The sequence below is a fragment of the Aquirufa sp. TARAVU-A1A genome (assembly GCF_054558675.1).
In genome coordinates this window covers 94,666-120,522 of the sequence record NZ_JBPXKP010000008.1, presented here as the reverse complement: position 1 = coordinate 120,522, position 25,857 = coordinate 94,666, and the positions used below count along the sequence as shown (strand labels likewise).

The 25,857-nt window shown below is 41.9% G+C and carries 22 protein-coding genes; 13 read left to right on the top strand and 9 right to left on the bottom strand.

From position 1 onward, the window contains the following. Window positions 1–27 precede the first annotated feature (27 nt). Together V7S75_RS11345 and V7S75_RS11340 are read right to left on the bottom strand one after the other, a co-directional pair. Complete coding sequence (locus tag V7S75_RS11345; protein WP_459513994.1) at window positions 28–1,869, bottom strand: M61 family metallopeptidase; 1,842 nt, start codon at window positions 1,867–1,869, stop codon at window positions 28–30. Continuing rightward, window positions 1,847–3,043, bottom strand: a complete 1,197-nt coding sequence (locus V7S75_RS11340) for an ABC transporter permease (protein ID WP_459513993.1) — start codon at window positions 3,041–3,043, stop codon at window positions 1,847–1,849. The genes V7S75_RS11345 and V7S75_RS11340 overlap by 23 nt, the downstream gene beginning before the upstream one ends. Before the next feature lie 61 nt (window positions 3,044–3,104). Here V7S75_RS11340 and V7S75_RS11335 point away from each other — a divergent pair, with 61 nt between their 5' ends. Both V7S75_RS11335 and guaA read left to right on the top strand, forming a co-directional pair. Continuing rightward, entirely contained in the window at window positions 3,105–4,271 is a 1,167-nt protein-coding gene (locus V7S75_RS11335; protein ID WP_459513991.1) for an exo-beta-N-acetylmuramidase NamZ family protein, read from the top strand. 59 nt (window positions 4,272–4,330) lie between these two features. Continuing rightward, window positions 4,331–5,854, top strand: coding sequence for a glutamine-hydrolyzing GMP synthase (gene guaA, locus V7S75_RS11330; protein ID WP_459513989.1), 1,524 nt, complete (start codon window positions 4,331–4,333; stop codon window positions 5,852–5,854). Between the two features lie 119 nt (window positions 5,855–5,973). Here the strand turns inward: guaA and pepT are convergent, their stop codons facing one another. Next, the gene (gene pepT, locus V7S75_RS11325; protein WP_459513988.1) at window positions 5,974–7,278 is read right to left on the bottom strand and encodes a peptidase T; all 1,305 of its coding nucleotides are present in this window, start codon (window positions 7,276–7,278) and stop codon (window positions 5,974–5,976) included. 180 nt (window positions 7,279–7,458) lie between these two features. Between pepT and V7S75_RS11320 the strand changes: the two genes are divergently transcribed. Continuing rightward, on the top strand, window positions 7,459–8,721 hold the full coding sequence (locus V7S75_RS11320; RefSeq protein ID WP_459513986.1) for a citrate synthase: 1,263 nt from the start codon (window positions 7,459–7,461) through the stop codon (window positions 8,719–8,721). A gap of 83 nt (window positions 8,722–8,804) precedes the next feature. After that, window positions 8,805–9,299: a septal ring lytic transglycosylase RlpA family protein gene (locus V7S75_RS11315; protein ID WP_459513985.1), complete on the top strand. Its 495-nt coding sequence runs from the start codon at window positions 8,805–8,807 to the stop codon at window positions 9,297–9,299. Here V7S75_RS11315 and V7S75_RS11310 read toward each other — a convergent pair. Next, complete coding sequence (locus V7S75_RS11310; protein ID WP_459513983.1) at window positions 9,296–10,495, bottom strand: OmpA family protein; 1,200 nt, start codon at window positions 10,493–10,495, stop codon at window positions 9,296–9,298. The two genes, V7S75_RS11315 and V7S75_RS11310, sit on opposite strands and share 4 nt — an antisense overlap. Before the next feature lie 3 nt (window positions 10,496–10,498). Then, window positions 10,499–11,146, bottom strand: a complete 648-nt coding sequence (locus tag V7S75_RS11305; RefSeq protein WP_459513982.1) for a 7-carboxy-7-deazaguanine synthase QueE — start codon at window positions 11,144–11,146, stop codon at window positions 10,499–10,501. 90 nt (window positions 11,147–11,236) lie between these two features. Here V7S75_RS11305 and V7S75_RS11300 point away from each other — a divergent pair, with 90 nt between their 5' ends. The 7 genes from V7S75_RS11300 (at window position 11,237) to V7S75_RS11270 (ending at window position 19,664) form a co-directional block, all read left to right on the top strand. After that, window positions 11,237–11,542 carry a hypothetical protein gene (locus tag V7S75_RS11300; protein WP_459513980.1) on the top strand — a complete coding sequence of 102 codons (306 nt, stop codon included), beginning with the start codon at window positions 11,237–11,239 and terminating at the stop codon, window positions 11,540–11,542. Window position 11,543: 1 nt separating this feature from the next. Then, window positions 11,544–13,460: a nitrilase-related carbon-nitrogen hydrolase gene (locus V7S75_RS11295; RefSeq protein ID WP_459513979.1), complete on the top strand. Its 1,917-nt coding sequence runs from the start codon at window positions 11,544–11,546 to the stop codon at window positions 13,458–13,460. A 5-nt stretch (window positions 13,461–13,465) separates the two neighbouring features. After that, window positions 13,466–14,224: a type III pantothenate kinase gene (locus V7S75_RS11290; protein WP_459513977.1), complete on the top strand. Its 759-nt coding sequence runs from the start codon at window positions 13,466–13,468 to the stop codon at window positions 14,222–14,224. A 1-nt stretch (window position 14,225) separates the two neighbouring features. Continuing rightward, window positions 14,226–15,275 (top strand): agmatine deiminase family protein, encoded by a 1,050-nt coding sequence (locus V7S75_RS11285; RefSeq protein WP_459513975.1) that lies wholly within the window; start codon window positions 14,226–14,228, stop codon window positions 15,273–15,275. Further along, entirely contained in the window at window positions 15,268–15,963 is a 696-nt protein-coding gene (locus tag V7S75_RS11280; protein WP_459513974.1) for a hypothetical protein, read from the top strand. The genes V7S75_RS11285 and V7S75_RS11280 overlap by 8 nt, the downstream gene beginning before the upstream one ends. Window positions 15,964–16,030: 67 nt before the next feature. Next, the gene (locus V7S75_RS11275; protein WP_459513972.1) at window positions 16,031–18,292 is read left to right on the top strand and encodes a peptidylprolyl isomerase; all 2,262 of its coding nucleotides are present in this window, start codon (window positions 16,031–16,033) and stop codon (window positions 18,290–18,292) included. A 13-nt stretch (window positions 18,293–18,305) separates the two neighbouring features. Continuing rightward, window positions 18,306–19,664, top strand: a complete 1,359-nt coding sequence (locus V7S75_RS11270) for a peptidylprolyl isomerase (protein WP_459513970.1) — start codon at window positions 18,306–18,308, stop codon at window positions 19,662–19,664. Between the two features lie 302 nt (window positions 19,665–19,966). On the opposite strand, the gene V7S75_RS11265 is transcribed toward V7S75_RS11270, so the two are convergent. Genes V7S75_RS11265 through V7S75_RS11255 form a run of 3 tightly spaced genes read right to left on the bottom strand, consistent with a single transcriptional unit; the run spans window position 19,967 to window position 22,506 of the window. Beyond that, window positions 19,967–20,761, bottom strand: a complete 795-nt coding sequence (locus tag V7S75_RS11265; RefSeq protein WP_459513969.1) for a thymidylate synthase — start codon at window positions 20,759–20,761, stop codon at window positions 19,967–19,969. Between the two features lies 1 nt (window position 20,762). Further along, the gene (locus tag V7S75_RS11260) at window positions 20,763–21,200 is read right to left on the bottom strand and encodes an OsmC family protein (protein WP_459513967.1); all 438 of its coding nucleotides are present in this window, start codon (window positions 21,198–21,200) and stop codon (window positions 20,763–20,765) included. A 1-nt stretch (window position 21,201) separates the two neighbouring features. Next, window positions 21,202–22,506 carry an alkaline phosphatase D family protein gene (locus V7S75_RS11255; RefSeq protein WP_459513965.1) on the bottom strand — a complete coding sequence of 435 codons (1,305 nt, stop codon included), beginning with the start codon at window positions 22,504–22,506 and terminating at the stop codon, window positions 21,202–21,204. Window positions 22,507–22,546: 40 nt separating this feature from the next. Here V7S75_RS11255 and lysA point away from each other — a divergent pair, with 40 nt between their 5' ends. Continuing rightward, entirely contained in the window at window positions 22,547–23,782 is a 1,236-nt protein-coding gene (gene lysA, locus V7S75_RS11250; RefSeq protein ID WP_459513963.1) for a diaminopimelate decarboxylase, read from the top strand. Window positions 23,783–23,994: 212 nt separating this feature from the next. On the opposite strand, the gene V7S75_RS11245 is transcribed toward lysA, so the two are convergent. Beyond that, complete coding sequence (locus tag V7S75_RS11245) at window positions 23,995–25,185, bottom strand: helix-turn-helix domain-containing protein (RefSeq protein ID WP_459513961.1); 1,191 nt, start codon at window positions 25,183–25,185, stop codon at window positions 23,995–23,997. Between the two features lie 159 nt (window positions 25,186–25,344). Between V7S75_RS11245 and V7S75_RS11240 the strand changes: the two genes are divergently transcribed. Beyond that, window positions 25,345–25,857: a hypothetical protein gene (locus V7S75_RS11240; protein ID WP_459513959.1), complete on the top strand. Its 513-nt coding sequence runs from the start codon at window positions 25,345–25,347 to the stop codon at window positions 25,855–25,857.

Below are 25,857 nucleotides of genomic sequence, written 5' to 3'. Positions count from 1 at the left end.
ATCCTCGGCGACATCGTCGGGGATTTTTTATTGCATCCAATTAGCTCGTAAGTCTAATTGTTCTTTGCTTGGGTTTTTAACAGGTCGGATGGCTTGTCGGCTAGCTTGCTGAATAACAAAATAGGGTGCTTTCAAGTGCATCGTTTGGTAATTCCCGTCAGCCCCTTTCCGCGCAATATCCCAGGCCAAGGTATCACCCGGTTGAATGATTTGCAGAATTTTCTGTGTGTTCTTTACGAAGTTTTCGATGTCGGTAGGTAAGCCATTAATAGCCACCAATTCATCCTTTGCTTGCATGCCCATCAATTTCCCAAGCGAATTGATAGCTGAATTAGATTGTATGATAGCTCGTTTGGTATCTGTGTTGATCGATAATCCCTGCGGGTCGAAGCCCAAGGTTTTCGCATCTTCTTGTTGGTTCGCATCCCAGGTATATCCCAATTGCTGTAACCAGGATTCGATGGGTAAAGGCTGGGTTCCTGCTACATAAGCATGGAAAAAATCGTTGAGCGCAGGGAGTTTCGTAATCTGAATGATTTTATCAAATAGTTGGTCGTCTTGAAAGGATTTGGTAGGACCAAATTCCTTGGATAAGGCTTGAAGCAATAATTGGTTATTCCATTTGCCATGGCTTAATTGGCGTAAGGTCAAATCCAACCCAAACCCGATCAAGGCACCTTTTTGATACACGTTAGCATATTGATCCTTGTATTTTCCTAAGACTTGTTTACTCATGATTGTAAAGGAAATGTCTTGCTTGAATTGCATCTCCATCGTTTCTTTCTTTTCCTGTATGGTGCGGAAGAAAGCATCGCTATCGATCAATTTTCCTTGCAATTGCATGTGATGGGCTGCGTATTCAGTCAGTCCTTCGTAGAGCCATAGGTGCTGAGACATCTTTGGATTCATAAAATCAAAATTCCCAATTTCCTCCGAGTGGATGGACAGCGGCGTGATGATGTGGAAAAATTCATGCGCACACACATCCCGAATCGTTTGGCCTAATTGGTCAATCGTCCCTTCCGGTAAATAATAGAATGAGGAATGGCTATGTTCCAAAGCGCCAAAACTACCCCCTTTCAAATTATCTGAAAGTACAATGATGAATGCATAACGCTTCACGGGAAATTTACCTCCTAGATAATTACGTTGCGCAATCAACATAGGGCGTATGTTTTCAGCAATTTGTTTCGCGCTAATCGTATGGTTAGGGGAGTAGACGGAAACAAGGATTTGTGTGTCACCAAATTGTAAGTTGGTCGTATCCGCTTCCGAATACATAATGGGCGCGTCCACCAGGCTTTGGTAATTGGGACTCGTAAAAACATCCTTATTCCCTTTGCCTGTATTGACCAATGAGGTAGATCCAAATAACTGGCTTGGTTTGTCGATGCTTAGCTGTACCGGTATTGTTGATTGTCCCTCTACATAGCCTAAAAATCCATGCACATTGAATGCGAACATCGTATCTGCTTGGATGTTGGTGCCTGCGGGTTCAAATATGTATTCTCCTTTGACTTCCGGGCTATCCCAAGTGTCATTTACTAAATAACTTACATGGTCGAGTAAATTCGCTTGCTCAATTTGGTATTGATTGACGTTTTTTTGTTTGACAGGGAGACTTTTTCCATCCTTTGCTATGGCTTTAAAGTCTTGAATGTATCTGCCAAAATCGTAATTCGAATAGGTTCCTGGAACCTGTTTGGGAAATGAAAAAACGATGCTGTTTTTTTGCTGTTTTGGTAGAAATACTTGTACAGGAACACGGTCGTCCTGAATGTGTTGCAAATCCACGTGGTAACGAATTCCTTGAGCCCAACTAGCCGTAAAGACTAAACAAAACAGGCTAATTTTTATAATTAATGGCATCTTTTAATTCAATTTTTTTGATCAATTGGGTCGGGATATAAATCATAACACTCACGAGTAACATGGTACCTAGGTTGACCAAGATCCAAGTGATGGCATCCCATTCGATAGGAACTGCCGACATGTAATAATTCTCTGGATCCAAGGGGATTAGTTGATATGTTGCTTGTAGGTAACAAAAGCCCCCGGCCAACACATTAGCAAATCCTAAACCACGCAATAAGATGAAGAACCCATTCCACCAGAATATGTTTCTAATTTGTTTTTGACTTGCGCCTAAAGCACTCAATAATCCAATCATGGGAACGCGTTCCATAATCAATACCCATAAGGTGGCGATCAAATTAAAGCAAGCAACGAGCATCAATAAACTGATGAATATGAAGATGTTGCGGTCAAGCATTTTCATCCAATCGTAAAGTGCGGGATACAATTCTTCGCTCGTTTCTAATTTCCAATCGTGCGGTAAGGTGTTCAAGATGATTTGCGGCGAAATGGATTTAGCCAAATGGATTTCATAGGTGCCGATGGAATCTGCCGTCCATTGATTCATTTTTTGAACCCAAGCGCGATCAGCTAATACCATGAGCTTATCCATTTCCTCGAGTCCTGTTTCATAAATCCCGCTTATATGTACTTTACGCGGCCTTTCTGGTTGGCTTAAAAAATAAAGGATCAACGATTGATTGAGTTTCACTTTGAGTTGTTTCGCCAAACTCTTACTGAGGATAATATCTTGTGGATTTTTAATCGTTGAACTGCCGACAAGCATGTTGGCTTGAATTTGCTTTTGGGGCATATCGGAGCCAATGCCTTTAATGACGACGCCCGACATATTTTCTTTGCCAACGATAATACCTGGTTTTTGAACGTGTGCTTGTAGGTGGTCGACACCAGCTATCGATCTAATTTGTTTTTCCCAAACTAAATTTCGGGTCATCGGAGATTCGGAAAGCGAGTGATTGGCAGAAATTTGTGAGATACGCATATCGCCAGAAAAGCTGATCATCTTATTGAGAATCGCTTTTTTGAATCCGAAAAGAATCGAAAAGGCAATTAAAATGATTCCGGCACCCAGGGCAATCGTTCCGATACCCACATAGGTCACCGTCTTGGAAAAAGAGGTGTCTTGCGTGCTTCGAATTCGCCTGGCAATAAATAATGGGAAATTCACCGGTTTCTTATTTCTAAATTTTATCGGATATTTGGTCAATCTAAACCAACGCGCAAAGAAAATGGGATTGCTTCGAAACTACAAACTAATCTTCGTATTGTTTTTTGGCATTAGCCAAATCGCTTATAGTCAAGTTATTCCCGGAGCTTATCAGACGAAATCCTATTTGCCTATCTTACAAGGCAAACAGGTCGCATTGGTGGTCAATCATACGTCCATGATTGGGAATACGCATTTGGCCGACAGTCTTTTATCCTTGGGTATTCAGGTAAAACGAATTTTCTCCCCTGAACATGGTTTTCGCGGAACGGCGGATGCGGGTGCGCACATAGATAATGAGGTGGATTCGAAAACGGGTTTAGCTTTAGTTTCCTTGTATGGAAAACATAAGAAACCTACACCAGAGGATTTACAAGGCATCGATGTCGTGATTTTTGATATTCAAGATGTTGGGACACGTTTTTATACCTATAGCTCGACGCTTTTATATGTTCAAGAAGCCTGTGCAGAAAACAAAGTCAAATTGCTCGTCTTAGATCGCCCAAATCCCAATGGACATTATGTAGATGGACCCGTTTTGGATTCGAGTAAATTTGCCTCTTTTGTTGGTTTGACTGCGATTCCAATCGTACACGGATTGACGATGGGCGAATATGCCCAAATGCTGAACGGTGAAGGTTGGCTAGCCAATAAAGTTGTATGTGACCTACAAGTGATTCCTGTTGCATCATATACACACAAAAGTGTCGTGCATGTACCCATCGCGCCATCTCCTAATTTACCCAATGATCAGTCGATTGGTTTATATCCTTCCTTGTGTTTGTTTGAACCCACTATTGTAAGTGTAGGTCGTGGAACAAATACGCAATTTCAGGTGATCGGTACACCAAACCCAGCGGCAGGGGAGTATCGTTTTACCCCATTGCCCCTTCAGGGTGCGATGGACCCTCCTTTAAAAGGGCAATTATGCTATGGAAAAGATTTACGAACAGTATCTACCCGAAAACTAGGATTTAGTTTGAGCTATTTGATCGAGATGTTTGAGAAGACCGGTCGGAAAGAAAGCTTTTTTACGTCTCCTTCCTTTTTTGATAAATTAGCTGGGACCGATAGCCTTCGTTTAGCTTTGTTGGCCGGGAAATCAGAGCAAGAAATTCGTGCTGCTTGGAAGCCAGCTTTGGATGCATATAAAGAAATGCGGAAGCGTTACTTAATTTATCAGGATTAGTTTTCGGTTTTTGCCTAGAAATTGCGACCTTTGCCGTTTATTTTTAAGCAAAAGGCTTTATGGCGGAAAAAATTATTATCCTCGACTTTGGTTCTCAAGTGACGCAATTAATTGCGCGTCGTATTCGTGAGGCACAAGTATATTGTGAAATCCATCCTTTTAATCACATTCCTGAAATCGATGATTCGGTGAAGGGGATTATTTTGTCGGGAAGTCCCTGTTCCGTTCGTGAAGAAGATTCTCCACGGGTTGATTTGAGCTTGTTTGGTAGCTTGCCTATTTTGGGTATTTGCTATGGAGCGCAATTATTGGCACATCAGGGCGGAGGCTCTGTGCAGAATTCAGGTCATCGTGAATACGGTCGGGCGCATATGACAAGTGTCAAAGAGAGTCCTTTATTGAAAGGCTTATCTGCCACGGGTCAGGTTTGGATGTCACATGGCGATACGATAATGGAATTGCCTGCAGAATATGAATTGATTGGTTCTACAGAAACGGTTCGCGTGGCAGCTTTTGCACATGTTTCGAAGCCGATCTACGGGATTCAATTTCACCCGGAGGTTACTCACTCAACCGAAGGCAGCATTTTAATTCAAAACTTTGTATTAGGTATTTGCGGATGTGCACCTACGTGGACGTCAGATTCATTTGTGGATCGTACTGTGGCTGAATTGAAGGCTAAAATTGGTTCAGATAAAGTGGTATTAGGCTTGTCGGGAGGCGTTGATAGTTCCGTTGCGGCGGTTTTATTGCACCATGCGATTGGCAAGAACTTATATTGTATTTTCGTTGATAATGGTCTTTTACGCAAAGACGAATTTGAGCAGGTATTGGAATCATACCAAACCTTAGGCTTGAACGTGAAAGGTGTAAATGCCAAACAACGTTTTTATGATGCCTTGAAAGGTTTATCGGATCCTGAATTAAAGCGTAAGGCAATTGGTAAAACATTTATTGAGGTATTCGATGAAGAGGCGCATTTAATTGAGGGCGTTTCTTGGTTAGGACAAGGAACGATTTATCCCGATAAAATTGAATCGGTTTCTTTGAAGGGGCCAAGTGCAACGATTAAGTCGCATCACAATGTGGGTGGTTTACCTGATTTCATGAAATTGAAGATCGTAGAACCCTTAGACGCCTTGTTTAAGGACGAAGTTCGTTTGGTGGGTAAAACCTTAGGCATTCCACAAGATATTTTAGGAAGACACCCATTCCCAGGTCCGGGATTAGGGATTCGTATTTTGGGAGATATTACGCCAGAGAAGGTGGATATTCTTCAAAAAGTAGATGCCATTTTCATCAATGGATTGAAGTCGGAAGGTTTATATGACCAAGTGTGGCAAGCCGGTGCTATTTTGTTGCCGGTGCAATCTGTGGGTGTGATGGGCGACGAGCGGACGTATGAGCAGGTTGTTGCATTGCGTGCGGTGACGAGTGTGGATGGCATGACTGCCGACTGGTGTCATTTGCCTTATCCGTTCTTGGGTCGTATTTCGAATGAAATTATTAATCAGGTCAAAGGCGTTAATCGCGTGGTATATGACATTTCGTCGAAACCACCGGCAACGATTGAGTGGGAATAGATTTGAAAGGCGCGAATTTCGCGCTTTTTTTTGTTTGTAGAGACGCGATACTTCGCGTCTTTTTCCTGGATATGTTTGGGGAATCGACGCATTTCATGCGTCTCAAACTTTGGCAATCCTTAAAGGTTTGCCAAAAAGACTAGACGCGAAGTATCGCGTCTAGTCTTTTCAGCCACCAACCCCGCCAAATACACCACCGTCTCCGTCGCCTTATTCATATCCTGGACGGAAACCCATTCCTGCCGACTGTGAAAGGCGTGTTCTCCTGCAAAGATGTTCGGGCAGGGGAGACCCATAAATGTTAGTCGTGAACCATCTGTACCCCCACGAATCGAACGTGTTTCTGGATTTAAGCCGGCTAAGCGCATCGCTTCCATCGCTAAATCCATGCAATGCGGATGATGCTGAAGAACCTCGTACATGTTTCGGTATTGTTCTTTTTGTTCGAAACGTACCGTTGATTTCGGGTAGCTTTTCATGACCTGAGAAGCAATTTTCTGTAGCTCTTCGCCATAGGTTTTCAATCGTGTGGCATCAAAATCCCTTAAAATAAAGTCTATCTGAGCTGTTTCGACATCACCTCGAATATCCGTGGGATGAATGAAACCTTCTTTTTCTTCTGTCGTTTCAGGGCTGCAGGTGTCTTTGGGTAGTTTGGAAACTATTTCTGCTGCAATTTTTAAGGCACTTTCCATCCGACCTTTGGCAAAACCGGGGTGTTGAGAAATCCCTTGAATGTAGATATGAAAGCTATCAGCAGAAAAGGTTTCATTTTCTAGATGTCCACGTTTTTCGCCGTCTAAGGTATAGCCGAATTGGGCATTGATTTTTGTAAGATTGATGTTGTCGGTCCCACGACCCACTTCCTCATCCGGCGTAAAGACAATGGTAATAGGGCCATGCGGAACTTCGGGATGTTGCATCCAAAATGCCACCGCGTCCATAATTTCTGCGACTCCGGCTTTGTTGTCGGCGCCCAATAATGTCAAGCCACTAGCTGTGATGATATCATTTCCAATTTGTTCCGCTAAATCGGGGTGTTCTGCCAATCGGATAACCACGCATGGGTCATCTGGCAGAACAAGGTCTTGGCCCTGATAATTTCGATGAACGATGGGTTTTACATGTTCCCCAGAACAATCTGGCGAAGTGTCCATGTGCGAGCAGAAGAAAATGCCCGGCACCTCATGGCTAACATTGCTCGGAAGTGATGCATATACATATCCGAATTCATCTAATTCAGCGTTGTGAATACCCAAATCAATTAATTCCTGCACCAAAACCTTTCCTAGGTTTTTTTGTTTGAATGTGGTAGGACTACTAGACGATGTAGGATCGGATTGCGTATCAATTTGTACGTATTGAAGAAATCGCTCTTGAGCGCTAAATGCGTAGCTTTTGAATAATTCAGAGATGAGAGCCATAAAATCAATATTTTTTGAAATATGCGAAGAAAAAATTGTGTTAAATAAATTTATTTTAATTGGATTAATAAAGGTAAGCAACCTTTCAAAATATCGTATTATCTTAGAGGCTTGAATTTGGTGAACAGTACTAAACTGTCTCTAAATTGCTAGACCTTATACATTATATTTATTAAGATTATGTCTCAAAATGCAGTGATCAATGTGGATGGTAAAAGTTTTGAATTACCTACTTTGGAAGGTACAGAACACGAAAAAGCCATCGATATCGCCAAATTACGTGATTTGACAGGTTATATTACCTACGATCCGGGTTATAAAAATACAGGCGCTACGAAAAGTGCTATTACATTTTTAGATGGCGAAGAAGGAATTTTAAGACATTGTGGGTATAGCATTGAAGAATTAGCCGACAAAGCTAGTTTCTTAGAAGTAGCCTATTTGTTGTTGCACGGTGAATTGCCTACTCAAGCGCAATTAGATGCTTTTGAAGCTGCCGTTCAAAAATATACAGTAGCTAATCAAGCTTTGTTGAACATTGCACATGTTATCCCAACTTCTACACACCCAATGAGCGAATTGTCTGCTTTGGTTGGTTTGATGGAAGGTCAATATTCAACGGACGAGAAAGAAGATAATATCTTACGTTTATTAGCTGCATTGCCTATTTATGCGGCTTGGAATTACAAAAAAAGCATCGGCGAAGGTATCGTTGCTCCAGACCAATCATTGGATTATTGCTCAAACTTCCTGAAAATGATGTTTGCAAAACCAGGTGAGGCTTATGAGGTAAATTCGATCGTTTCGAAAGCGATGAATAAATTATTGATCTTACATGCTGACCACGAGCAAAACTGCTCTACTTCAACAGTTCGTTTGATTGGTTCATCTCATGCGAGTTTGTTCTCTAGTATTTCAGGTGGTATTATGGCCTTGTTTGGTCCATTACACGGAGGTGCAAATCAAGCCGTGATTGAGATGTTAGAAGAAATTAAAAATGCTGGCGGTGATACTGCGAAGTTTATCGCCATGGCGAAAGACAAGAATTCAGGTTTCCGTTTAATGGGCTTTGGTCACCGTGTTTACAAAAACTTTGATCCACGCGCTCGTATCATTAAAAAAGCGGCTGATGATGTGTTGACAGCTTTAGGCGTTCAAGATCCGATTTTGAAAATCGCACAAGAATTAGAGGCAGCTGCGTTAAGCGATGAGTATTTTGTTGCTCGTAAGTTGTATCCAAACGTCGATTTCTATTCAGGAATTATTTACCGTGCTTTAGGAATCCCAACGAATATGTTCACGATTCTTTTCGCAATCGGTCGTCTTCCAGGTTGGATTGCACAACACCAAGAAATGATGACGAATAAAGAGCCAATCGGCCGTCCTCGTCAAATTTATGTAGGTGCGACGCCACGTGCATTTGTTGATATTAACAAGCGTTAAATCGTTTTAAGATTTGTTAAAAAGGCCCTCCATCGTGAGGGCCTTTTTGTTTTATAGACATTAAGGGACTAATTTTGCCAGCTATGAAGCAAATAAAACATGTCTTCCTGCTTGGCTTGTTGGCCTTCACCAGCCTTCATGCTCAAACGCAGCAAGGACTCGGAACGTTTTACCATATAAGCCATTGGGGTAGTAAAACAACATCCGGAGAACCTTATCATCCTTTTGTATTTTCAGCCGCGCATCGCTCTTTTCCCATGGGAACTTGGGTCGAGGTGGAATTCCCTAAAACAGGAAAAAAGACGATTGTTCGTGTCAATGATCGCGGGCCATTTTTACGAGGAGGTGTCATTGATGTTTCCAAAGTAGCCGCGCAAGAATTGGGATTGGTGTCTTATGGAATTTCGAAAGTGAAGGTGCGCGCGTTGACATCGGAGGAACTGACCGATTCTTTGAAGACCTTTTTATTCAAACGAGATTCGCTTGCAAAGGAAGAACATCCCACGCCAATTCGTAAAAAGTCAAGTAAAAAGAAAAAACACAAAAAACGGAAAGCCAAGAAACGCAAGAAGCGTTAATGTACGATAATCTCAATCCGACGGTTTTGTTTTCGATCCAAAGCTGTCGGATTTTTAATTTTAGGCTGGGTATTACCGAATCCAATTGTTTTGATGCGTTCTGGTTTAATCTGGTGTTGAATCAAAACCATTTTGATACTCAATGCTCTTTTCTCTGAGAGTAATAGGTTTTTTTCAGCTCCACCCACTTCATCAGTATGTCCTTGGATTTCTACCTGTTTGGTTGGATTTTGCGTGAGGTATGTAATCAGTTGGCTTAAGCTAGCTGGTATCGAATCCAACTGCCATGCATTGGTTTCAAATTCAATGTCGTCGAATTTGATTTGCTCAAACACAATGACTGGACTAGAATCCTCCAAGGTTGAATCGGGGATGTATACTCTAACAATGCCTAAATCTTGATTCGGTTTATTGAGTCTGCGTGAAATGTAATAGAATTCCGCTTTTTCGCTCGGTGTAATTCCCGCATCATGGTAATCCGTGTTTATGCGTTGGATTGACTTCGCTGGCTGATCGGAAATCGGGTAGGGGATTTGGTAGAAATCTAAACCGCCTAAACCTCCCTTTTTATTGCTGGAGAAGATGAAGCGGTTTTTCTTGGCTAATAAATAAGGCCCCTGTTCATCTTCTGCACTATTGATGCTTGTTCCTAAATTGACCGGAAATTGCCATTGACCGGCTTCGTCTTTGGTGGAAACCCATAAATCGCGTTTCCCGAACCCTCCCGGTCGGTCAGATGCAAAAAACAGTTTCTTGCCATCGTTGCTTAGATGCGGTTGCCCTTCCCAATCATGGCTATTCACTCGAAAACCTAGGTTTTTGGGCTTTGTCCATGATCCATCGATCCAGTGCGTTTCATACAAATCGCAGCCTCCAAAGGAATTCGGGTATTCGCAACCCGAGAAGATCATGTGCAATCCATCAGCCGAAAATGTAGGCGTTCCCTCGTTGTTCTCTTGATTTAATTCGCTGATGGGTAGTGCTGTTTCAAAATGCCCTTCTTTCCAATTGGCATAATAAATTTCCTCGTCCGAATTCATTTCTTTCCGAACCGTGAAATACAGTTTTTGTTGGTTCGGTAAAAACTGAGGAAAATATTGCGTTCGATACGCGTTGATCACGGGATCCACGGATACCACGGCAAGTGAATCGGAAGGCTCAAATAAAGTCAAGAAAGGAATGAGCCAGGCCAACATACCTTAAGGGATTTGTAGGAACTTATGGGTTTGAACCGAAATTTGCCAAATTGGATTGGCTTTTACAAATTCTACAATGAGTGGATTCATGCTTGCTTGCTTAGACCATTCAGGTTGCATGTATAAATGCGCGTTCGAATTGATATTGTCTGCCCAATCTTGCGCCCAAGCAACATCAGAGGGATGGAAAATAACCACCTTCAATTCATGCACATGAGGAAGAATGGCTGGATTCGGTTCTTTGAATTTCTTTGGGGAAAAACAAATCCAATCCCAAGAACCCGTGAATGTCTCACAAACTCCCGATGTTTCAATGTGTGTGCGAAATCCCGCTGCTTGAAAAGCCTCTGTCAATGGACCTAAATCATGCATCAAAGGCTCTCCGCCTGTTATTACAACTAGACGGCCCGGAAAAGCGAGGGCTTCTGATAGTAATGTGTCAATAGATTTTATGGGATGCGTGTCTACTGGCCAGGATTCTTTGACATCGCACCAGTGGCAACCTACATCGCAACCGCCCAATCGAATGAAATAAGCAGCATGGCCTTGGTATTTACCCTCGCCTTGAATCGTGTAAAAAGATTCCATGACGGGGTATTCAAAATCACCTCTTTTTAATTCCGATTTTATATCTTTGGTGTTTAATTCCATGTTGGCCTAAATTCAATGTAAAAATACGGGTTGATTTGTAATTTAACTAATTAGGATTCGTTCTAATTGATGAATTCTTTTTGATGTTACATGGTATATAGATCTTTTTCCAGAACCTTTTTGTTGCTATGCTTGGGCTGTGTTTTTTGCCTTAGTTTAGCAGGATGCTGGTCGGCACGTTGCCCGCGTGCCACGTGTCATGTACGTGTAGAACATCGGCATGGGGATAATTATTACCGTCCGCATGAAGCCTTTTCTTGGATGTGGACACCGCGCTACAAACATGTTCGCACCGTTTCTTATGCCGAATTAGCGACAAAATCCTCGAAACCGAAGCAGATTTGGAATCGGATATTTAAGCCTAGTCCCAAAGTTTCAGCTCAAAAGCCTAGATAATATGCCAAAAATTCATGTGGCCGCTGGGGTATTAAATCAAACTCCCCTGGATTGGGAAGGTAACTTCCAACGCATTATTGGGGCGATTCAAGTCGCGAAAGACGCTGGTGCAAATCTATTGTGTTTGCCGGAAATGTGTTTGACGGGTTATGGTTGTGAAGACCAATTCTTTTCTCCATTTACACAGCAAAAAGCGCAGGAATCCGTACATAAATTACTCGAATATTCCACGGATTTAGTTTTGTTGGTGGGTCTACCCATGACATTCGAATCTCGATTATACAATGTCGTTGCCGTTCTCTATCAAGGCAAAATTCAGGCTTATATTCCCAAACAGCATTTGGCTAACGAAGGTCTGCATTACGAAGCGCGCTGGTTTACGGCTTGGCCTGCGGGTGTACGAACCAGGATTGATAACATTCCCTTTGGGGATTATCGCCTTGGTTTAGGGGAAATCACGTTTGGAATTGAGATTTGTCAAGATGCTTGGGAAGGAGAGAAGCGGCCTGCGCATGCTTTAGGGAAACGTGGGGTTTCATTTATTTGCAACCCGACGGCCTCGCATTTTTCGTTTGGGAAATCGAAGGTGCGCCAACAATTAGCTATCGAAGGAGCGGAAATTATTCAAGGGGGATATGTATTTGCCAATTTACTCGGCAATGAATCCGGTCGGACGATATTCGATGGAGATGCCTACATTGCTCAAAATGGCCATATTTTAGCCCAAACGAAGCGTTTTTCGTTTCAGGATTCGCAACTAATTTGCTCAACGTTAGATGTGAACGGATTTAAATCCCAAGCAGAGGATTTGATTCAAATGGGTGAGTTGAAGAGCAAAACTGGCCAATTTATTAATCCTCAAATAGACGCCTGGGAATCTTCAAGCCATATCAAAGAAGAAGAATTTGCGCGTTCCATTGCCTTGGGTTTGTGGGATTATTTGCGAAAATCCTTTTCGTATGGATATGTTATTTCCCTTTCGGGAGGAGCAGATTCTTCCGCGATTGCGTCTTTATGTGCTACTGCCGTTCATATGGCTGTGGAAGAATTGGGTTGGGAGGCTGTTAAAAAGCGTTTGGCCTATATTCCTTGGATTAATTCGTGTGCAAACGAGAAGGATTTGGTTGCTCAGTTGATGACGACCATCTATCAAGGAACGGTCAACTCGTCGGCAGATACCCGCGAATCTGCCGCGGCTTTGGCAGCCTGCATTGGAACAGAACATCATGAAATTGAAATTGATGGCTTGGTTCAAGGCTATCGGGGACTGATTGAGCAAACAATTCAGCGTCCTTTGACTTGGGAACAAGACGATATCACCTTGCAAAATGTGCAAGCTCGTGTTCGTGCCCCGGGCGTATGGATGTTGGCCAATATCAAAAATGCCCTCCTATTAGCCACCTCGAATCGCTCGGAAGCGAGTGTGGGTTATGCCACGATGGATGGTGATACCTCGGGTTCTATTTCACCGATTGCCGGTATTGATAAAGCGTATTTGCGAACATGGTTGAGTTGGATGGAGAAAGAAGGATTGGGAGGTCAATGGCGAGTGGCTGGTTTGGCGTATGTCAATCAATTAGAGCCGAGTGCAGAATTACGGCCTTTGGATAGTAAGCAGGTGGATGAGGAAGATTTGATGCCTTATCCGATATTAAATTCGCTTGAACGCTGGTCGTTTTATGAACACCAAAGCCCAGCCGCTTGTTTGGAATCCTTGAAACACGTTTATGGTGCGCATTATAGCCTTGAACAATTGGATGGATTTATTCATCGCTTTTTCCGTTTATGGGCGCGAAATCAGTGGAAAAGAGAGCGTTATGCGCCAGGTTTCCATGTAGATGATTACAGTTTAGATCCGAAATCGTGGTTGCGTTTCCCGATTTTGTCGGCTGGTTTAGAAAAAGATTTACCACAATAATTTATATGCATTTAGTCGTTGACATTGGGAACACGGATATCGTCTGTGGGTTTTACACAGCGGAAGGCTGGCAAGTTCATTTGCGAACGCCTACGCATCAGCCTTGGACGGCTATTCGATTGGAACATTGGATTCAAAAAGAATTGGCGGAAAAGGGATTTGAAGGGGTGAAGGTTGAATCTGTATTGATTAGTTCCGTGGTTCCGCCGGTGTTAATTCAAATTCAAAAAGGTTTGGAACATTGGGTGGGATTTCCGGTGAAAATCATGGGTCCCGATTTGTATAAATCCTTGCCGATTGAAGTGGTGAGTCCGGATGAAATTGGTGCCGACTTGGTTGCTAACTCGGTTTATGCACATCATCATTATGAATCCGAGGTTTTGATTGTGGATTTTGGGACAGCTTTGACCTTTACCTTGGTAGACCAAAGCGGAAAGATGCAAGGAGTTTCTATTGCTCCAGGATTAAAAACGGCGGTGAAATCATTATTCTCTCAAACCGCTCAATTGCCTGAAGTGCCTTTGGAGATGCCCGCATCAGCCTTGGGTTTTGATACGGTTTCTGCCATTCAATCCGGTATTTTGTGGGGATATGTGGGGATGGTGAAAGAAATGATTGCACGGGTGAAAACAGAACGAAATGTGGAAGTAAAAGTCATTGCTACTGGTGGATTATCGTCTATTTTGACCCCTTTGGAGCAATATTTTGATGAAGTTAACAAATTGATTACGCTAGAAGGATTGCGGATTATCGCTCAATTATAAAATGAAAACACCGAAAGAATTAGGCTTTTATTTTCCTGCAGAATGGGAGCAGCATGCGTCTACTTGGATTACCTTTCCGCACAATGATCATTCTTGGCAAGGGGACAAATTAGCTGAAATGTATCCCGAGTATTTTGGGTTGATCAAAGCTATTTCCCAAGGAGAAGTGGTTAATATTCAGGTTAATGATAAAGCTTTAGCCAAATTTATCGAGTCTCAATATTCGGTTTATGGAATTGATGCGGCGCAAATTCGTTTACATATTCAGCCTACGAATGATGCTTGGTGTCGGGATCATGGGCCAGCAATTTTACTTAATCAATCGACTAATGAGCGCTTAATCGTCGATTGGGGCTACAATGCTTGGGGTGGAAAATATCCGCCATTTGATTCGGATAATGAATCCCCAACTCGTGTAGCGGAAATTTTGGGACTTAAAAAAGTAAGTCCTGGTATAATCATGGAAGGTGGTTCGGTCGATTTCAATGGAGCAGGGACTGTGTTAACGAGCCGCTCATGCTTATTGAATCCTAATCGGAATCCACATTTGAGTCAAGCTCAAATCGAGCAATATTTATGTGATTATTACGGCGTCGAACAAGTTCTTTGGGTTTCTGATGGGATTGTAGGTGATGATACCGATGGACATATCGATGATACCGTTCGTTTTGTGAATGAAGACACGGTCATTGCGATGGTCGAGCCGAATGAGCTAGATGAAAATCATGCGGTGTTAGCTCAGAACCTACAAGAATTGAAAGCCATGCGCTTACCGAATGGCAAGCCTTTGAACATCGTGGAGATTCCTATGCCAGCGGCTGTCGTGATTGATGAGTTCCGTGCTCCAGGTTCTTATGCGAATTTTTACATTTGCAACGCGGGTGTTTTGGTGCCAACCTTTGATTGTCCGCAGGATGCATTTGCTTTAGCGACTTTAGCACAATTTTTTCCAGATCGTCCCGTTATTGGACTTTCGGCGAAGAAAATTATTTGGGGGCAGGGGAGTTTCCACTGCTTGACCCAACAAGAGCCGGCTGCTAAACATGCGTAAATTCATTTATTTTCTTGCTTTGCTCTCGATGATGGCTTGTCGGCGAACGACTGGACCTTCTCCAGTTCAGGCAAATCCTGTTGTTCATACCCAAGAAAAACCGCGCGAAATTAGTTTGCAACTGGCTTCTGTTACAGCCTACGATATTCAAGAAAACGTGAATTTGAAGGATGAGCTTTGGGTAGAATATAACTTGGTAGCCATCAAGGATGGTAAAATCCTTCGCATGGAAACGGCTTCGCGATTTTTAGGTGGTGTTCGACAAGGAGATAAAATCGCCTTGGATACGATTCCTGCCTTGCGAATCCTTTTAAACCCCGGAGAGCTATTGGGTTTACAGGTTTCTCTTTGGGAGTTGGATGACTATACAAAGGATCAACATTTGTTGAACCAAGTCAATCAATGGGGTGGCATGTTGCAAGTTCCTTTAATGTTGGTTGAGTGGAGTGCCGTTAGCAATCCTATTTCCTGGTTTTTATGGGGAGCGCGATTGGGTAGTTTAGGTTTACATTATTGGTCGAAGCAGGATGGTCGGGATTTGCTGGGCGTATCGGAATTGCAATGGGATTGGTCAGCTTTGCCCAAAGGAAAGGCTACGCGATTTAAGCGGGGAAATTGGAAAGGTGGAAAAGCGGGTTTGGACGCCTATCAGTATGGCTATGCTTATCGAATCCATGTAAATGAATAAAGAATATGGCCGGTAAATTGCAGGTTTTTATGTAATTTTGTCGACTTGTGTGTAATTAGTTTAGAAAATGAATTTTAAGTTTCCCGTTAAATACTTACTTGGATTATGTTGTCTGTTGCCGCTTTCTTTGCGAGCTCAGCAGGATGCGCCTATTCAATTGGGAAGCAAAAAGATTTCTGCGGCCATATTCGAGAAAGATTATCGTAGATTATTGGAAAGCGATAGTATCAAGGCGGATAATAAGCAGAAGTTTTTATCGGATTACATTGATTACCAACTCAAAATTTTAGCGGCTGAAGATGCTAAAATCCCTCAATCTGCTGCTTTTCAGGACGAATACCAAAGCTTTCGCAAGGAGTTGGCAAGTCCTTATCTCATCGATGGGGATAAGTCGGAGGCGCTAGTCAAGGAAGCCTACCAACGATTAAAATTCGAAAAGCAGGTGGCTCATATTTTGGTCAAAATACCTGCCAATCCAACGACCGCAGATACTTTGATTGCCTATCAGAAAATTGATAATATCCGCAAACGCATAATGGCTGGCGAGGTATTTGAAGATTTAGCGAAGAAGTTTTCCGAAGATGATTTGTCGGCAGTTAAAGGCGGAAACATAGGTTTTGTGACAAGTTTGCAGACACAGTATGCATTTGAGAATGCCGTTTATGCGCTTGAAAAAGGAGGTGTTTCGGGTATTGTGCGTACAACAGCCGGTTATCATTTGATTAAGATCTTAGATGTTCGCCCGAATCAAGGAAAGATTCGTTTGGCTCATATTTTGGTTTCAGTTCCTGTGAATGCAGCGACCAACTTGCAGGTAGATGCGAAGAATCGCATCGAACAAGTGCAAAAATACCTGGAGAAAGGCGATGAGTCTTTTGAGTTGATTTGTAAGAATTATTCCGAAGATCCTTATTCAAAAGGTCGAGGAGGGGAATTACGCCGCTGGTATTATTCATCGGATTTGTCGGAGGAATTACAAAGTAAATTATTTACGATCCAACGTTTAGGGGATTATACCGAGCCGATTCGCACGAATTTAGGTTGGCAGATATTCAAACTATTAGACAAAAAACCCTTGTTGAGCTACGATGAAATGGCCGAGTATTTGCGCCAAAAGGTAGTGACAGATCCCGAGCGAAGTGCGTTGATTCGTGCTTCCTTTATGAAGCGTGTCAAAGCAGAAAATAAGGTTGTTGTGTTAGAAGCTGCTGAAAAAATCGCTGTTGAGCGCTTTGCGCAAGACCGTATTGGGGATGAGTATTATTTGAAAATGCCTTTATTGCAGGTGTCGGATAAAACCTGGACGATTCAAGATTTTTATCAGTTTATTGTGGCCCAACAAAAGAAGAAATTAAAGGTTTTGGGTTATTTACCTACAATTTCGGAGCGGACGTGGTTGGAGGAATTTGTGGATATTCATACGTTGGAAGAAGAGGAGAAGAATTTAGAAACGAAGTATCCAGCTTTTAAGGAGCAGATGCAGGAGTTTTTTGAGGGGAATTTGTACAGTAAAATTATTGATCAGGAGATCTTTGAGAAGTCATTGGATAGTTTGCGCCAACAAGCCTACTTCCAATCGCATGCGGCACAATTTACCATGCCAGCACGCGCGAAGGCTAAAATCATCGATGCGGATACGCCAAAGACCTTAGCAGATGCCTTGGAATTGGTAGCGAAATCGCCATATCCGATGAATAAGCGTTTGCCAGATATAGGCTTTGCTTTGGGGCAATCTGATATGCTTGAGAGTGCGACGAAAATCGCGCAAGAATTATTCATTCTGTTGGCAAAAAATCGGGATTATGTGATTGAACTAGCAGGCTATCATGATGCTTCAGAAGCGGATAGTTTGTCTGAGGCTCGCGTTAATCATTTGGTGAAATACTTAGTTAAAAAAGGAATTAGCCCAACGCGCATTATCGAGAAAGTAGAGGGAACCTTGAAACCCGTGTCTAAAACGGATAAGGCTAAAAATGCACGTGTTGCCATTAAGTTTTACTCGCAATCGATGGAAGATGTGGTAAAGCGATTTAACGCGATTAAACCGCAGAGTTTGGTGGCTGAGGAAGGTTTATTTATCAAAGGTCAAAATACGATTTTGGATGGAGTTTCTTGGGAAGTAGGGAAGCAGACGAAGGAATTGGCAGGCCGACATATTTACATCGAAATTAGTGCTTTGGAGCCTGAGCGTTTGAAGCGTTTTGATGAATCACGTAGTTCGATTATTCGCGAACTACAGGCGCAATTAGAGAAGGATTGGTTAACGAATTTGAAGCAACGTTTTCCCGTGGTATTACAAACGGAGGAGTTGAATCGCATTATGCAATAGAAACATGAAATATATGAAATTGAAAGGGTATTTGTTGGGATTTGTGATGCTTTGCGTTTCTGCAGGCGCACAAGCACAAGAGGCAGACAAGGGTACATTGATTGATAAAATCATTGCCAAAGTGGACAACCATTTTATCCTGAAGTCGGAGGTAGAACAGCAATACAGCCAATATTTAACGAGCGGCCAAGCAAATACGCCAAATCGTTGCCAGATTTTAGAAGGATTGGTCGTGAACAAATTGATGTTGGCCAAAGCAGAAATCGACTCTGTCATTGTGGATGAAAAGCGAATTGATAGCGAATTAAATTCACGCATGGATCAAATGGAAGCTCAATATGGTTCAGCAAAGAACATTGTTGAAGCATACGGAAAGTCGATTGTGACGCTCAAAGAAGATTTGCGTTTATCGTTGAAAGAGCAGTTGACGGGCCGTAAAATGCAAGATAAAATCACGAGTGATGTGAAAATCACCCCGAAGGAAGTGGCGGCATTTTTTGCTCGTATTCCTACGGATTCCTTGCCTTATTTACCTTCTGAAGTGGAAGTAGGTCATATCGTTCGATTGGCTAAGCCTAACAAGACACAAAAGGCTGAGTTGGTTGGTCGTTTGATGGAATATCGTCGGCGAATTGAAAAAGGTGAATCCTTTGAGGAATTGGCCAAATTGTATTCGGAAGACTTAGGAAGTGGAAAGCGCGGTGGAGATTTAGGATTCTCAAAGCGTGGTCAAATGGTGGCTCCGTTTGAAGCCGCTGCTTTGAAACTAAAGCCGAATCAATTGTCGGACGTTGTGGAATCTGAATTTGGATATCACTTAATTCAACTTTTGGCGGTTCGTGGACAAGAGTATCATGCGCGTCACATTTTGATTCGTCCGGATTATCAAAAATTGGATTTGACAGAGCCGACACATTTCTTGGATAGTTTGCGTATCGTTATTCAACGCGATTCGTTGACATTTGATAAGGCAGCACGTGAGTATTCAGAAGATAAATTAACGCAAGATGCAGGAGGTTTGATGTTGGATATGGCATCACGTTCCACGCGTATGCCATTCGATGGTACGATGGAGCCGGGATTGTATTTCTCGTTAGATTCGATGAAAGTGGGAACCATTTCTACTCCGATTCCTTACCGTACAGATGATGGTCGGTCGGCGGTTCGTATTTTGTATTACAAAGCGAAATACCCGCCACATTACGCGAATTTGAAGGATGATTACCAAAAGATTGCAAACATTGCCTTAACACGTAAGAAAAACGATGCGATTGAAAGCTGGTTTTTGAAGGCTAAAGAGGATGTGTTTATTTATATCGATGATGAGTACAAGGGTTGTAATGTGTTGAGTGGGGGGGTGATTGATAATTAGACCTTGGACGTTGGTCTTTGGACTTTAGTCGTTGGAATTTTATATTGTTCAGAGACGCGAAATATCGCGTCTCTTTTTTTGAGTAAAATTTCTGTAAATAGTTGAATTAAAATAGACGCTAGGCTTCGTTTCTCTACAGTCTGACGTCTAAAGTCAAATGTCTAATAGACGCGAGGTATCGCGGCTCTACAAAAGGAATCGACGCATTCCATGCGTCTCAAACTTTGGCAATCCTGGAAGGTTTGCCAAAGAACAAACGTCCAACGTCTAATGTCTAATGTCCAACGTCTAACGTCTAACGTCTAAACAGCCACCGGCGCCTTAATCCCCGGATAAGGATCATATCCCTCTAGCGTGAAGTCTTCGTATTGGAAATCCAATATGTCTTTCACATTTGGATTGATTTTCATGGTAGGTAAGGCACGAGGTGTACGAGATAATTGCAATTCCACTTGTTCCATGTGATTGCTGTAAAGGTGCGTGTCGCCGCCAGTCCAAACAAAATCACCCAAGCCTAAATCACATACTTGTGCGATCATCATCGTCAACAAGGCATAGGAAGCGATGTTGAAGGGAACCCCTAAGAATACATCCGCTGAGCGTTGATACAACTGACAAGATAATTTGCCATCTGCCACATAGAATTGAAAGAAGGCATGGCAAGGCATTAAAGCCATTTGAGGGAGGTCTGCCACGTTCCAAGCACTGACAATAATCCGACGGGAATCGGGATTGGTTTTCAGTGTGTGGATGGCTTCTTTGATTTGGTCAATGACAACGCCGTTGGCGCCTTCCCAACTTCTCCACTGCTTGCCATACACAGGACCCAGGTCGCCGTTTTCATCGGCCCATTCGTTCCAAATGCTGACGTTGTTGTCTGTCAAGTATTGAATATTGGTTTCTCCTTTTAAGAACCATAAAAGTTCGTAAATGATGGATTTAAGGTGCGTTTTCTTTGTTGTAACCAAAGGAAAGCCTTCTTCGAGGTTGAAGCGCATTTGGTAGCCAAATACACTTGTTGTCCCTGTACCTGTCCGGTCGGATTTGAAGGTTCCGTTTTCTTTGATATGCGTCAGTAAATCTAAATATGCTTGCATGTTAGGCTTCGAAGGTTTGTCCGTTTAAAAGTAAACTGTGGGTAATTGTTGCGCTGGGTTCTAATTGAGCCGTAGCTGAACAGTATTTATCCATCGATAATTGGATGGCTTTTAACGCTTTATTCCCATCGATTTGGCCTGTCAATTCAAATTGAATATTGATTTGTCTAAAAGGAGTCTTCTCAGTTCCTTCTATCTTTTCCCGGTCGCCTTGTACACGGATTTGGAAATCCTCGACAATTTGGCGTTGCTTTTTTAATATCAAAATCACGTCAATGGCCGTGCAACCACCTAATCCCATCAATAATAATTCCATGGGACGTGCACCGGCATTATGTCCCCCGATTCCCTCTGCGGCATCGATATGAACCGAAATAGGCGAGGAACCTTTGGCCTCAAAATGAAAATCTTGATCTAATCGATTTAATACTACTTCCATGTTATTTTAATTCAGTGGATTTAATTGCTTTGGTCCATAAAACATCGCCTTTCACATTGAACAGAGTGATGGTCATTGTGCGATCTTTCAAGGGACCTGAAACCTCAATTTTCGAAAAAGCACGCTCTTGTAATAGGGTACCTGGAACCAAGGTTTCATTGTAATCAAGCTTTACCGCATCCGCTTTTCCAGCAGTCATGGGTGAAACCGTCAAATCATATAATGGATAAGTGCCTGGGCGTTCCAATTTATTTAAATCTGAAATGTGTCGGTCGCCTGTTAAAAATAGTACTCCTGGTATATTACGATTTTTCAATTCTTTCAATAATTGATTCCGTTCTCCTTCGTAATTCGCCATGTTTTCAAATACCTTAGCTGGGCTAACAACTTGGCCTCCATTAACGATGACTTTAAAGCTTGCCTTGGAAGAAATAAGCGCGTCCAATAACCAATTCATTTGTTTCTGTCCCCAATAGTCTTTATTTGAGTCATTTAATTCGTTGGGTGCCTTATTCCAGCGGTCATCCATTAAAAAGAATTCCACATCTGCCCATTGGAATTTGCCCGTGATGCCTTCGTTTGGAAAGACAAAATTGGGATTTCCCCAATACATTTTGAACATCTCCAAAGAGGTTTGTTTTAAAGGAAATGAACGATCTGAATCATTTGGACCATAGTCATGATCATCCCAAATGGCATAATGGTGGACATTAGCTAATAAGGGTTGCATCGATTTCACAGCACGTGCATGGTCATTGCGATGAATCATTCCCGTTCTCGTATAATCTGGTTCACGGTAGTAGAAATTATCACCGCCCCACAGCATAAAATCGGGCTTCTTGGCATGCATTGCTTCATAAACCTCGTCTGCTCCACCATATCCACGGCCTGGTCGGTCTGTTCCTTCTTCATTTACATAATTACAGGTTCCAAAGATGAATGAGAACGCTGGAGGGTCTTTTCTCCACTGCCAAAGTTCTTGCGTTTGGAATTCTAAGGGATAGGCAAAACTTACTTTTTTCCCATTGACCCATACTTCATATTCGTATTTTTTGCCCATGCTAACTTCATCCGCAATGATGCGTGCAATGAAAGCCTGCGATTTATCTGTTTTGATGGGATCTGTTTTGTGGATGTTTTTATCCCCTTTTACCCAATAACGTAAGCTTACTTCTGCCGATTTTTCTGTTTGAATCCATACGAGGACTTCCTTCATTTCGGAGTAGCCCAACATAGGTCCGCTCTTAATTTGTGCAGAGCTAACTAGGGGAGCCAGTAGGAATAAGGCAATGATTATGCTTTTCATGTTCGTTCAATTAGTATCTTTGTGGCTTATAAATTTCCCTATGGCATATTATTCAATTCAGAACATTCCGTTAACCGATTTAGCCAAAGATTTTGGTACACCACTTTATGTATACGATGCCGACAAAATTAGGGAAAAAATCTCGGTTCTTCAGCAAGCATTCCAGGGTATAAATTTGACGATTAAGTTCGCAGCAAAAGCAAATACAAACTTGTCGATTTTAAGGCTAATGCGTGCGAATGGAGTCGAGATGGATGTCGTGTCTCCGCAGGAATTGGAGATGGGATTGATTGCCGGATATGATGGCGGACAAATTACTTTTACGCCATCTGGAGTGCATTTTTCGGAAATTGAATATGCTGTTTCTAAGGGGGCAATTGTCAACTTAGATAATTTATCAGTATTGGAAAAGTTCGGTCAAACCTATGGTTCGTCGCAACCTTGTTTGATTCGCATTAAGCCCCATGTTTTTGGTGGGGGAAATGAGAAGATTATGACTGCTCATCCGGAGTCTAAATTTGGAATTTCGATTCATCAAAAAGCGGAGATTTTGGCGCTTGTTGAAAAATATAATATTAACGTTATTGGCTTGCACCAACACACCGGTTCGGATATCAAGGATGGCAAGACCTTTGAACAAGCGGCTTCGGCGCTATTTGATTTTGCGTATGATTTCAAGGATTTACAAATCATCGACTTAGGGGGTGGTTTCAAAGTTCCTTATTCGCCCGAAGATCCAGGTGTGAATATGAAAGAAGTAGGCCAAATCATGAGTGATGCCTTTCGTGCATTCTGCCAAAAATACGGTCGGGAATTGCGCCTTTGGGTCGAACCAGGTAAGTTTTTAGTGAGTGAATCTGGTACCTTTTTAGCAGAAACCAATGTCGTTAAACATGATCCTATGAAAACATTTGTGGGGATCAATTCCGGATTGAATCATTTGATTCGTCCCATGATGTACGGTTCCTACCACTATATTTTCAATGCATCCAATCAGGATAGCTCCAAGCAAGCGGAATACCGCGTGACAGGTTATATCTGCGAAACGGATACATTCTCGTTTGATTATGCCGGTAAGCAAAATGAACGCTTATTAAATGAGGTCAAAGAAGGAGACATTATTGCATTGGCAAATGCAGGAGCTTATGGATTTACCATGGCTTCGCATTATAACTCTCGCTTTTTACCTGCCGAGGTATTAGTTGACATGGGAGTCGCCCGCGTCATTCGCAAGCGGGAAACCATGGAGGATTTGTTGAGGAATCAAGAGTTGTAATTTGGGAAAGACGCGGGTATCGCGTCTTTTTTGTTTGGATATAATGAAGCTTTTACTCCCTAGGCTGAAGCCTAGGGTTATAAATTAACCTCAGACTTCGGTCTGGGGACAAGACGCGAGGTTTCGCGTCTCTACAGTCTAATGTCTAAAGCCCAACGTCTAAAAGACGCGAGGTATCGCGTCTCTACAGTCTAAAGTCCAACGTCCCAAATTTATATTTCAATCGACTTGATATACGCCGATGGCGTGATTCCCACTTGCTCCTTAAATGCATCAATGAATTTCGATCTAGAGGCAAAGCCTGCTTTTGTAGAAATAGCTTCAATGGTTATTTTTTTAGATTCTCCAGCTTTCATGAGTTCTATGGCGTAATCGATGCGGATTTTTTTACGCCATTGACTAAATGTTATACCCATAACCGTGTTGAAATAGAGTGATAATGCTCTTTCGGTGATTTTCAAATCAAATGACATTTGGGCTAATGTGAAATCCTTTTTTGTAAAAGGGAATGTTAGTAAATAGTTTTGTAATTCTTCTTCAATATCTGCATTGATTTCATGGTGCTTTCTTTTCTTAGGAATAGCCGATTTGAATTCATTGAAAATAGTTGAATTTTCATTTTGGGGATTGAAAGAAACATTTCCGTACAGGATTTTTGGAAACAAAAACAAGAAGAAATTTTGCAGGAAAAAGCCGCCTCCTGCTACGGCAAAGTAATGCTTTTTGGAAGTGAAAATTTGTGTATATGCGTCACTCTGAAAGTCGAAATTGATCCCAACAACCGTCAGCATGTGTAATAAACTATTGCTGGAAATGATGAATTGAATTCCACATAGTAAATAGATCCATCTTTTGAGGATTTGATGGTTAGTGGCCAATTGGCCCAAAATGGCCTTCGTTTTTCGGGCATGCCTATTGAAATAGATGAGCGAAAATATGCAATATGCCACTAAGTGCAAAGTCCTAGAAACGAGTATGAATTCAAACGATACAAATTGGAAATCTAGACTATACTTCTCTGTTACATTAATTATTTCGTGGGCGATTTGGGCTTTTTGATCAAAAGGTAGTGTTGTGAAGGGTAGGCAATTAATTAAGATAAATACAGCCGGTATAAGATGTAATAGGTCAAATTTTTCTAGTCTATGATTGTCTGTTACCATGGTTTTTACATAGTAAAACAACAAGGGACCTAGTAAATACGATAGGGGTAGAAAATGGACAAAACAAATTCCCTCCCAAAACGGGTCTTGTGTGTAATGTAAGCCATAATAGATCAATACAACCACATTGCAACATAAGAAAAAGAGTGCTAAAAAGGCATTCGACCTATTTAATGAACTCAGATAATAGATAAGAATAAAGGAAGTGAATATTCCGAACAAAGGGAAAATGATGCCCATGGTTAATTAGGTTTTGTCTTCGTGGTTCAAGATAAAGAAAATTGATAAATCATTTTGTTCCAACCCCGCAATTTGGAACAAAATCAAGCCTCATTCATGCACGAATACCTTTTCAGGTGCTCAAATTGCATCTTTATTCATCCTAAAATCATCATTCTTATGAAAAAATTAGTACTCGCATTTTTGACAATTTCAGCGTTTGCATCCGCTCAATCCACTCAAATTTCTAAGGAAGGAAATGCTGAAACTGGTTTCAATTCTGGTTACAGTTTGGAACAATCGCCTAATACCAAATGGGTCTTAAATTCCATCAAAGCCTTAGAATCCATGGACACGCTTAGCTACAAATCTTTTTACTCAGCAGATGTAAAATTTCATGATAATCTGGAGGAGAAGAATTTAAACCAAAATGTGGCATTTATTAAAGCCTTAAAAGCGAATGGTATTTCTGTGAAATTTGAGAAAGTAGCCCCTATTTGGGAATATGTTCACAAAAACAAAAATATGAAAGAGGCGAACAATTACGTGATTTCATATCAATATGCTGCTTTAACAAAAGCTGGTAAAACGATTAAAGTTGTCATTAGTGCTGTTGACCTAATTAAAGAGGGTAAAATAGTACAAGAGTGGCTTGCTTACGATACTGCTGGTATTATGAGCTTGTTTAAATAA

Bases quoted from the DNA above. Each gene is read 5' to 3' on its own strand.
- pepT (WP_459513988.1), bottom strand. From the start codon at position 7,278: ATGGCTCTCATCTCTGAATTATTCAAAAGCTACGCATTTAGCGCTCAA.
- V7S75_RS11275 (WP_459513972.1), top strand. From the start codon at position 16,031: ATGAATTTTAAGTTTCCCGTTAAATACTTACTTGGATTATGTTGTCTG.
- V7S75_RS11305 (WP_459513982.1), bottom strand. From the start codon at position 11,146: ATGGAATTAAACACCAAAGATATAAAATCGGAATTAAAAAGAGGTGAT.
- V7S75_RS11240 (WP_459513959.1), top strand. From the start codon at position 25,345: ATGAAAAAATTAGTACTCGCATTTTTGACAATTTCAGCGTTTGCATCC.
- V7S75_RS11255 (WP_459513965.1), bottom strand. From the start codon at position 22,506: ATGAAAAGCATAATCATTGCCTTATTCCTACTGGCTCCCCTAGTTAGC.
- lysA (WP_459513963.1), top strand. From the start codon at position 22,547: ATGGCATATTATTCAATTCAGAACATTCCGTTAACCGATTTAGCCAAA.
- V7S75_RS11295 (WP_459513979.1), top strand. From the start codon at position 11,544: ATGCCAAAAATTCATGTGGCCGCTGGGGTATTAAATCAAACTCCCCTG.
- V7S75_RS11285 (WP_459513975.1), top strand. From the start codon at position 14,226: ATGAAAACACCGAAAGAATTAGGCTTTTATTTTCCTGCAGAATGGGAG.
- V7S75_RS11310 (WP_459513983.1), bottom strand. From the start codon at position 10,495: ATGTTGGCCTGGCTCATTCCTTTCTTGACTTTATTTGAGCCTTCCGAT.
- guaA (WP_459513989.1), top strand. From the start codon at position 4,331: ATGGCGGAAAAAATTATTATCCTCGACTTTGGTTCTCAAGTGACGCAA.
- V7S75_RS11270 (WP_459513970.1), top strand. From the start codon at position 18,306: ATGAAATTGAAAGGGTATTTGTTGGGATTTGTGATGCTTTGCGTTTCT.
- V7S75_RS11265 (WP_459513969.1), bottom strand. From the start codon at position 20,761: ATGCAAGCATATTTAGATTTACTGACGCATATCAAAGAAAACGGAACC.
- V7S75_RS11320 (WP_459513986.1), top strand. From the start codon at position 7,459: ATGTCTCAAAATGCAGTGATCAATGTGGATGGTAAAAGTTTTGAATTA.
- V7S75_RS11290 (WP_459513977.1), top strand. From the start codon at position 13,466: ATGCATTTAGTCGTTGACATTGGGAACACGGATATCGTCTGTGGGTTT.
- V7S75_RS11345 (WP_459513994.1), bottom strand. From the start codon at position 1,869: ATGCCATTAATTATAAAAATTAGCCTGTTTTGTTTAGTCTTTACGGCT.
- V7S75_RS11300 (WP_459513980.1), top strand. From the start codon at position 11,237: ATGGTATATAGATCTTTTTCCAGAACCTTTTTGTTGCTATGCTTGGGC.
- V7S75_RS11335 (WP_459513991.1), top strand. From the start codon at position 3,105: ATGGGATTGCTTCGAAACTACAAACTAATCTTCGTATTGTTTTTTGGC.
- V7S75_RS11280 (WP_459513974.1), top strand. From the start codon at position 15,268: ATGCGTAAATTCATTTATTTTCTTGCTTTGCTCTCGATGATGGCTTGT.
- V7S75_RS11260 (WP_459513967.1), bottom strand. From the start codon at position 21,200: ATGGAAGTAGTATTAAATCGATTAGATCAAGATTTTCATTTTGAGGCC.
- V7S75_RS11315 (WP_459513985.1), top strand. From the start codon at position 8,805: ATGAAGCAAATAAAACATGTCTTCCTGCTTGGCTTGTTGGCCTTCACC.
- V7S75_RS11245 (WP_459513961.1), bottom strand. From the start codon at position 25,185: ATGGGCATCATTTTCCCTTTGTTCGGAATATTCACTTCCTTTATTCTT.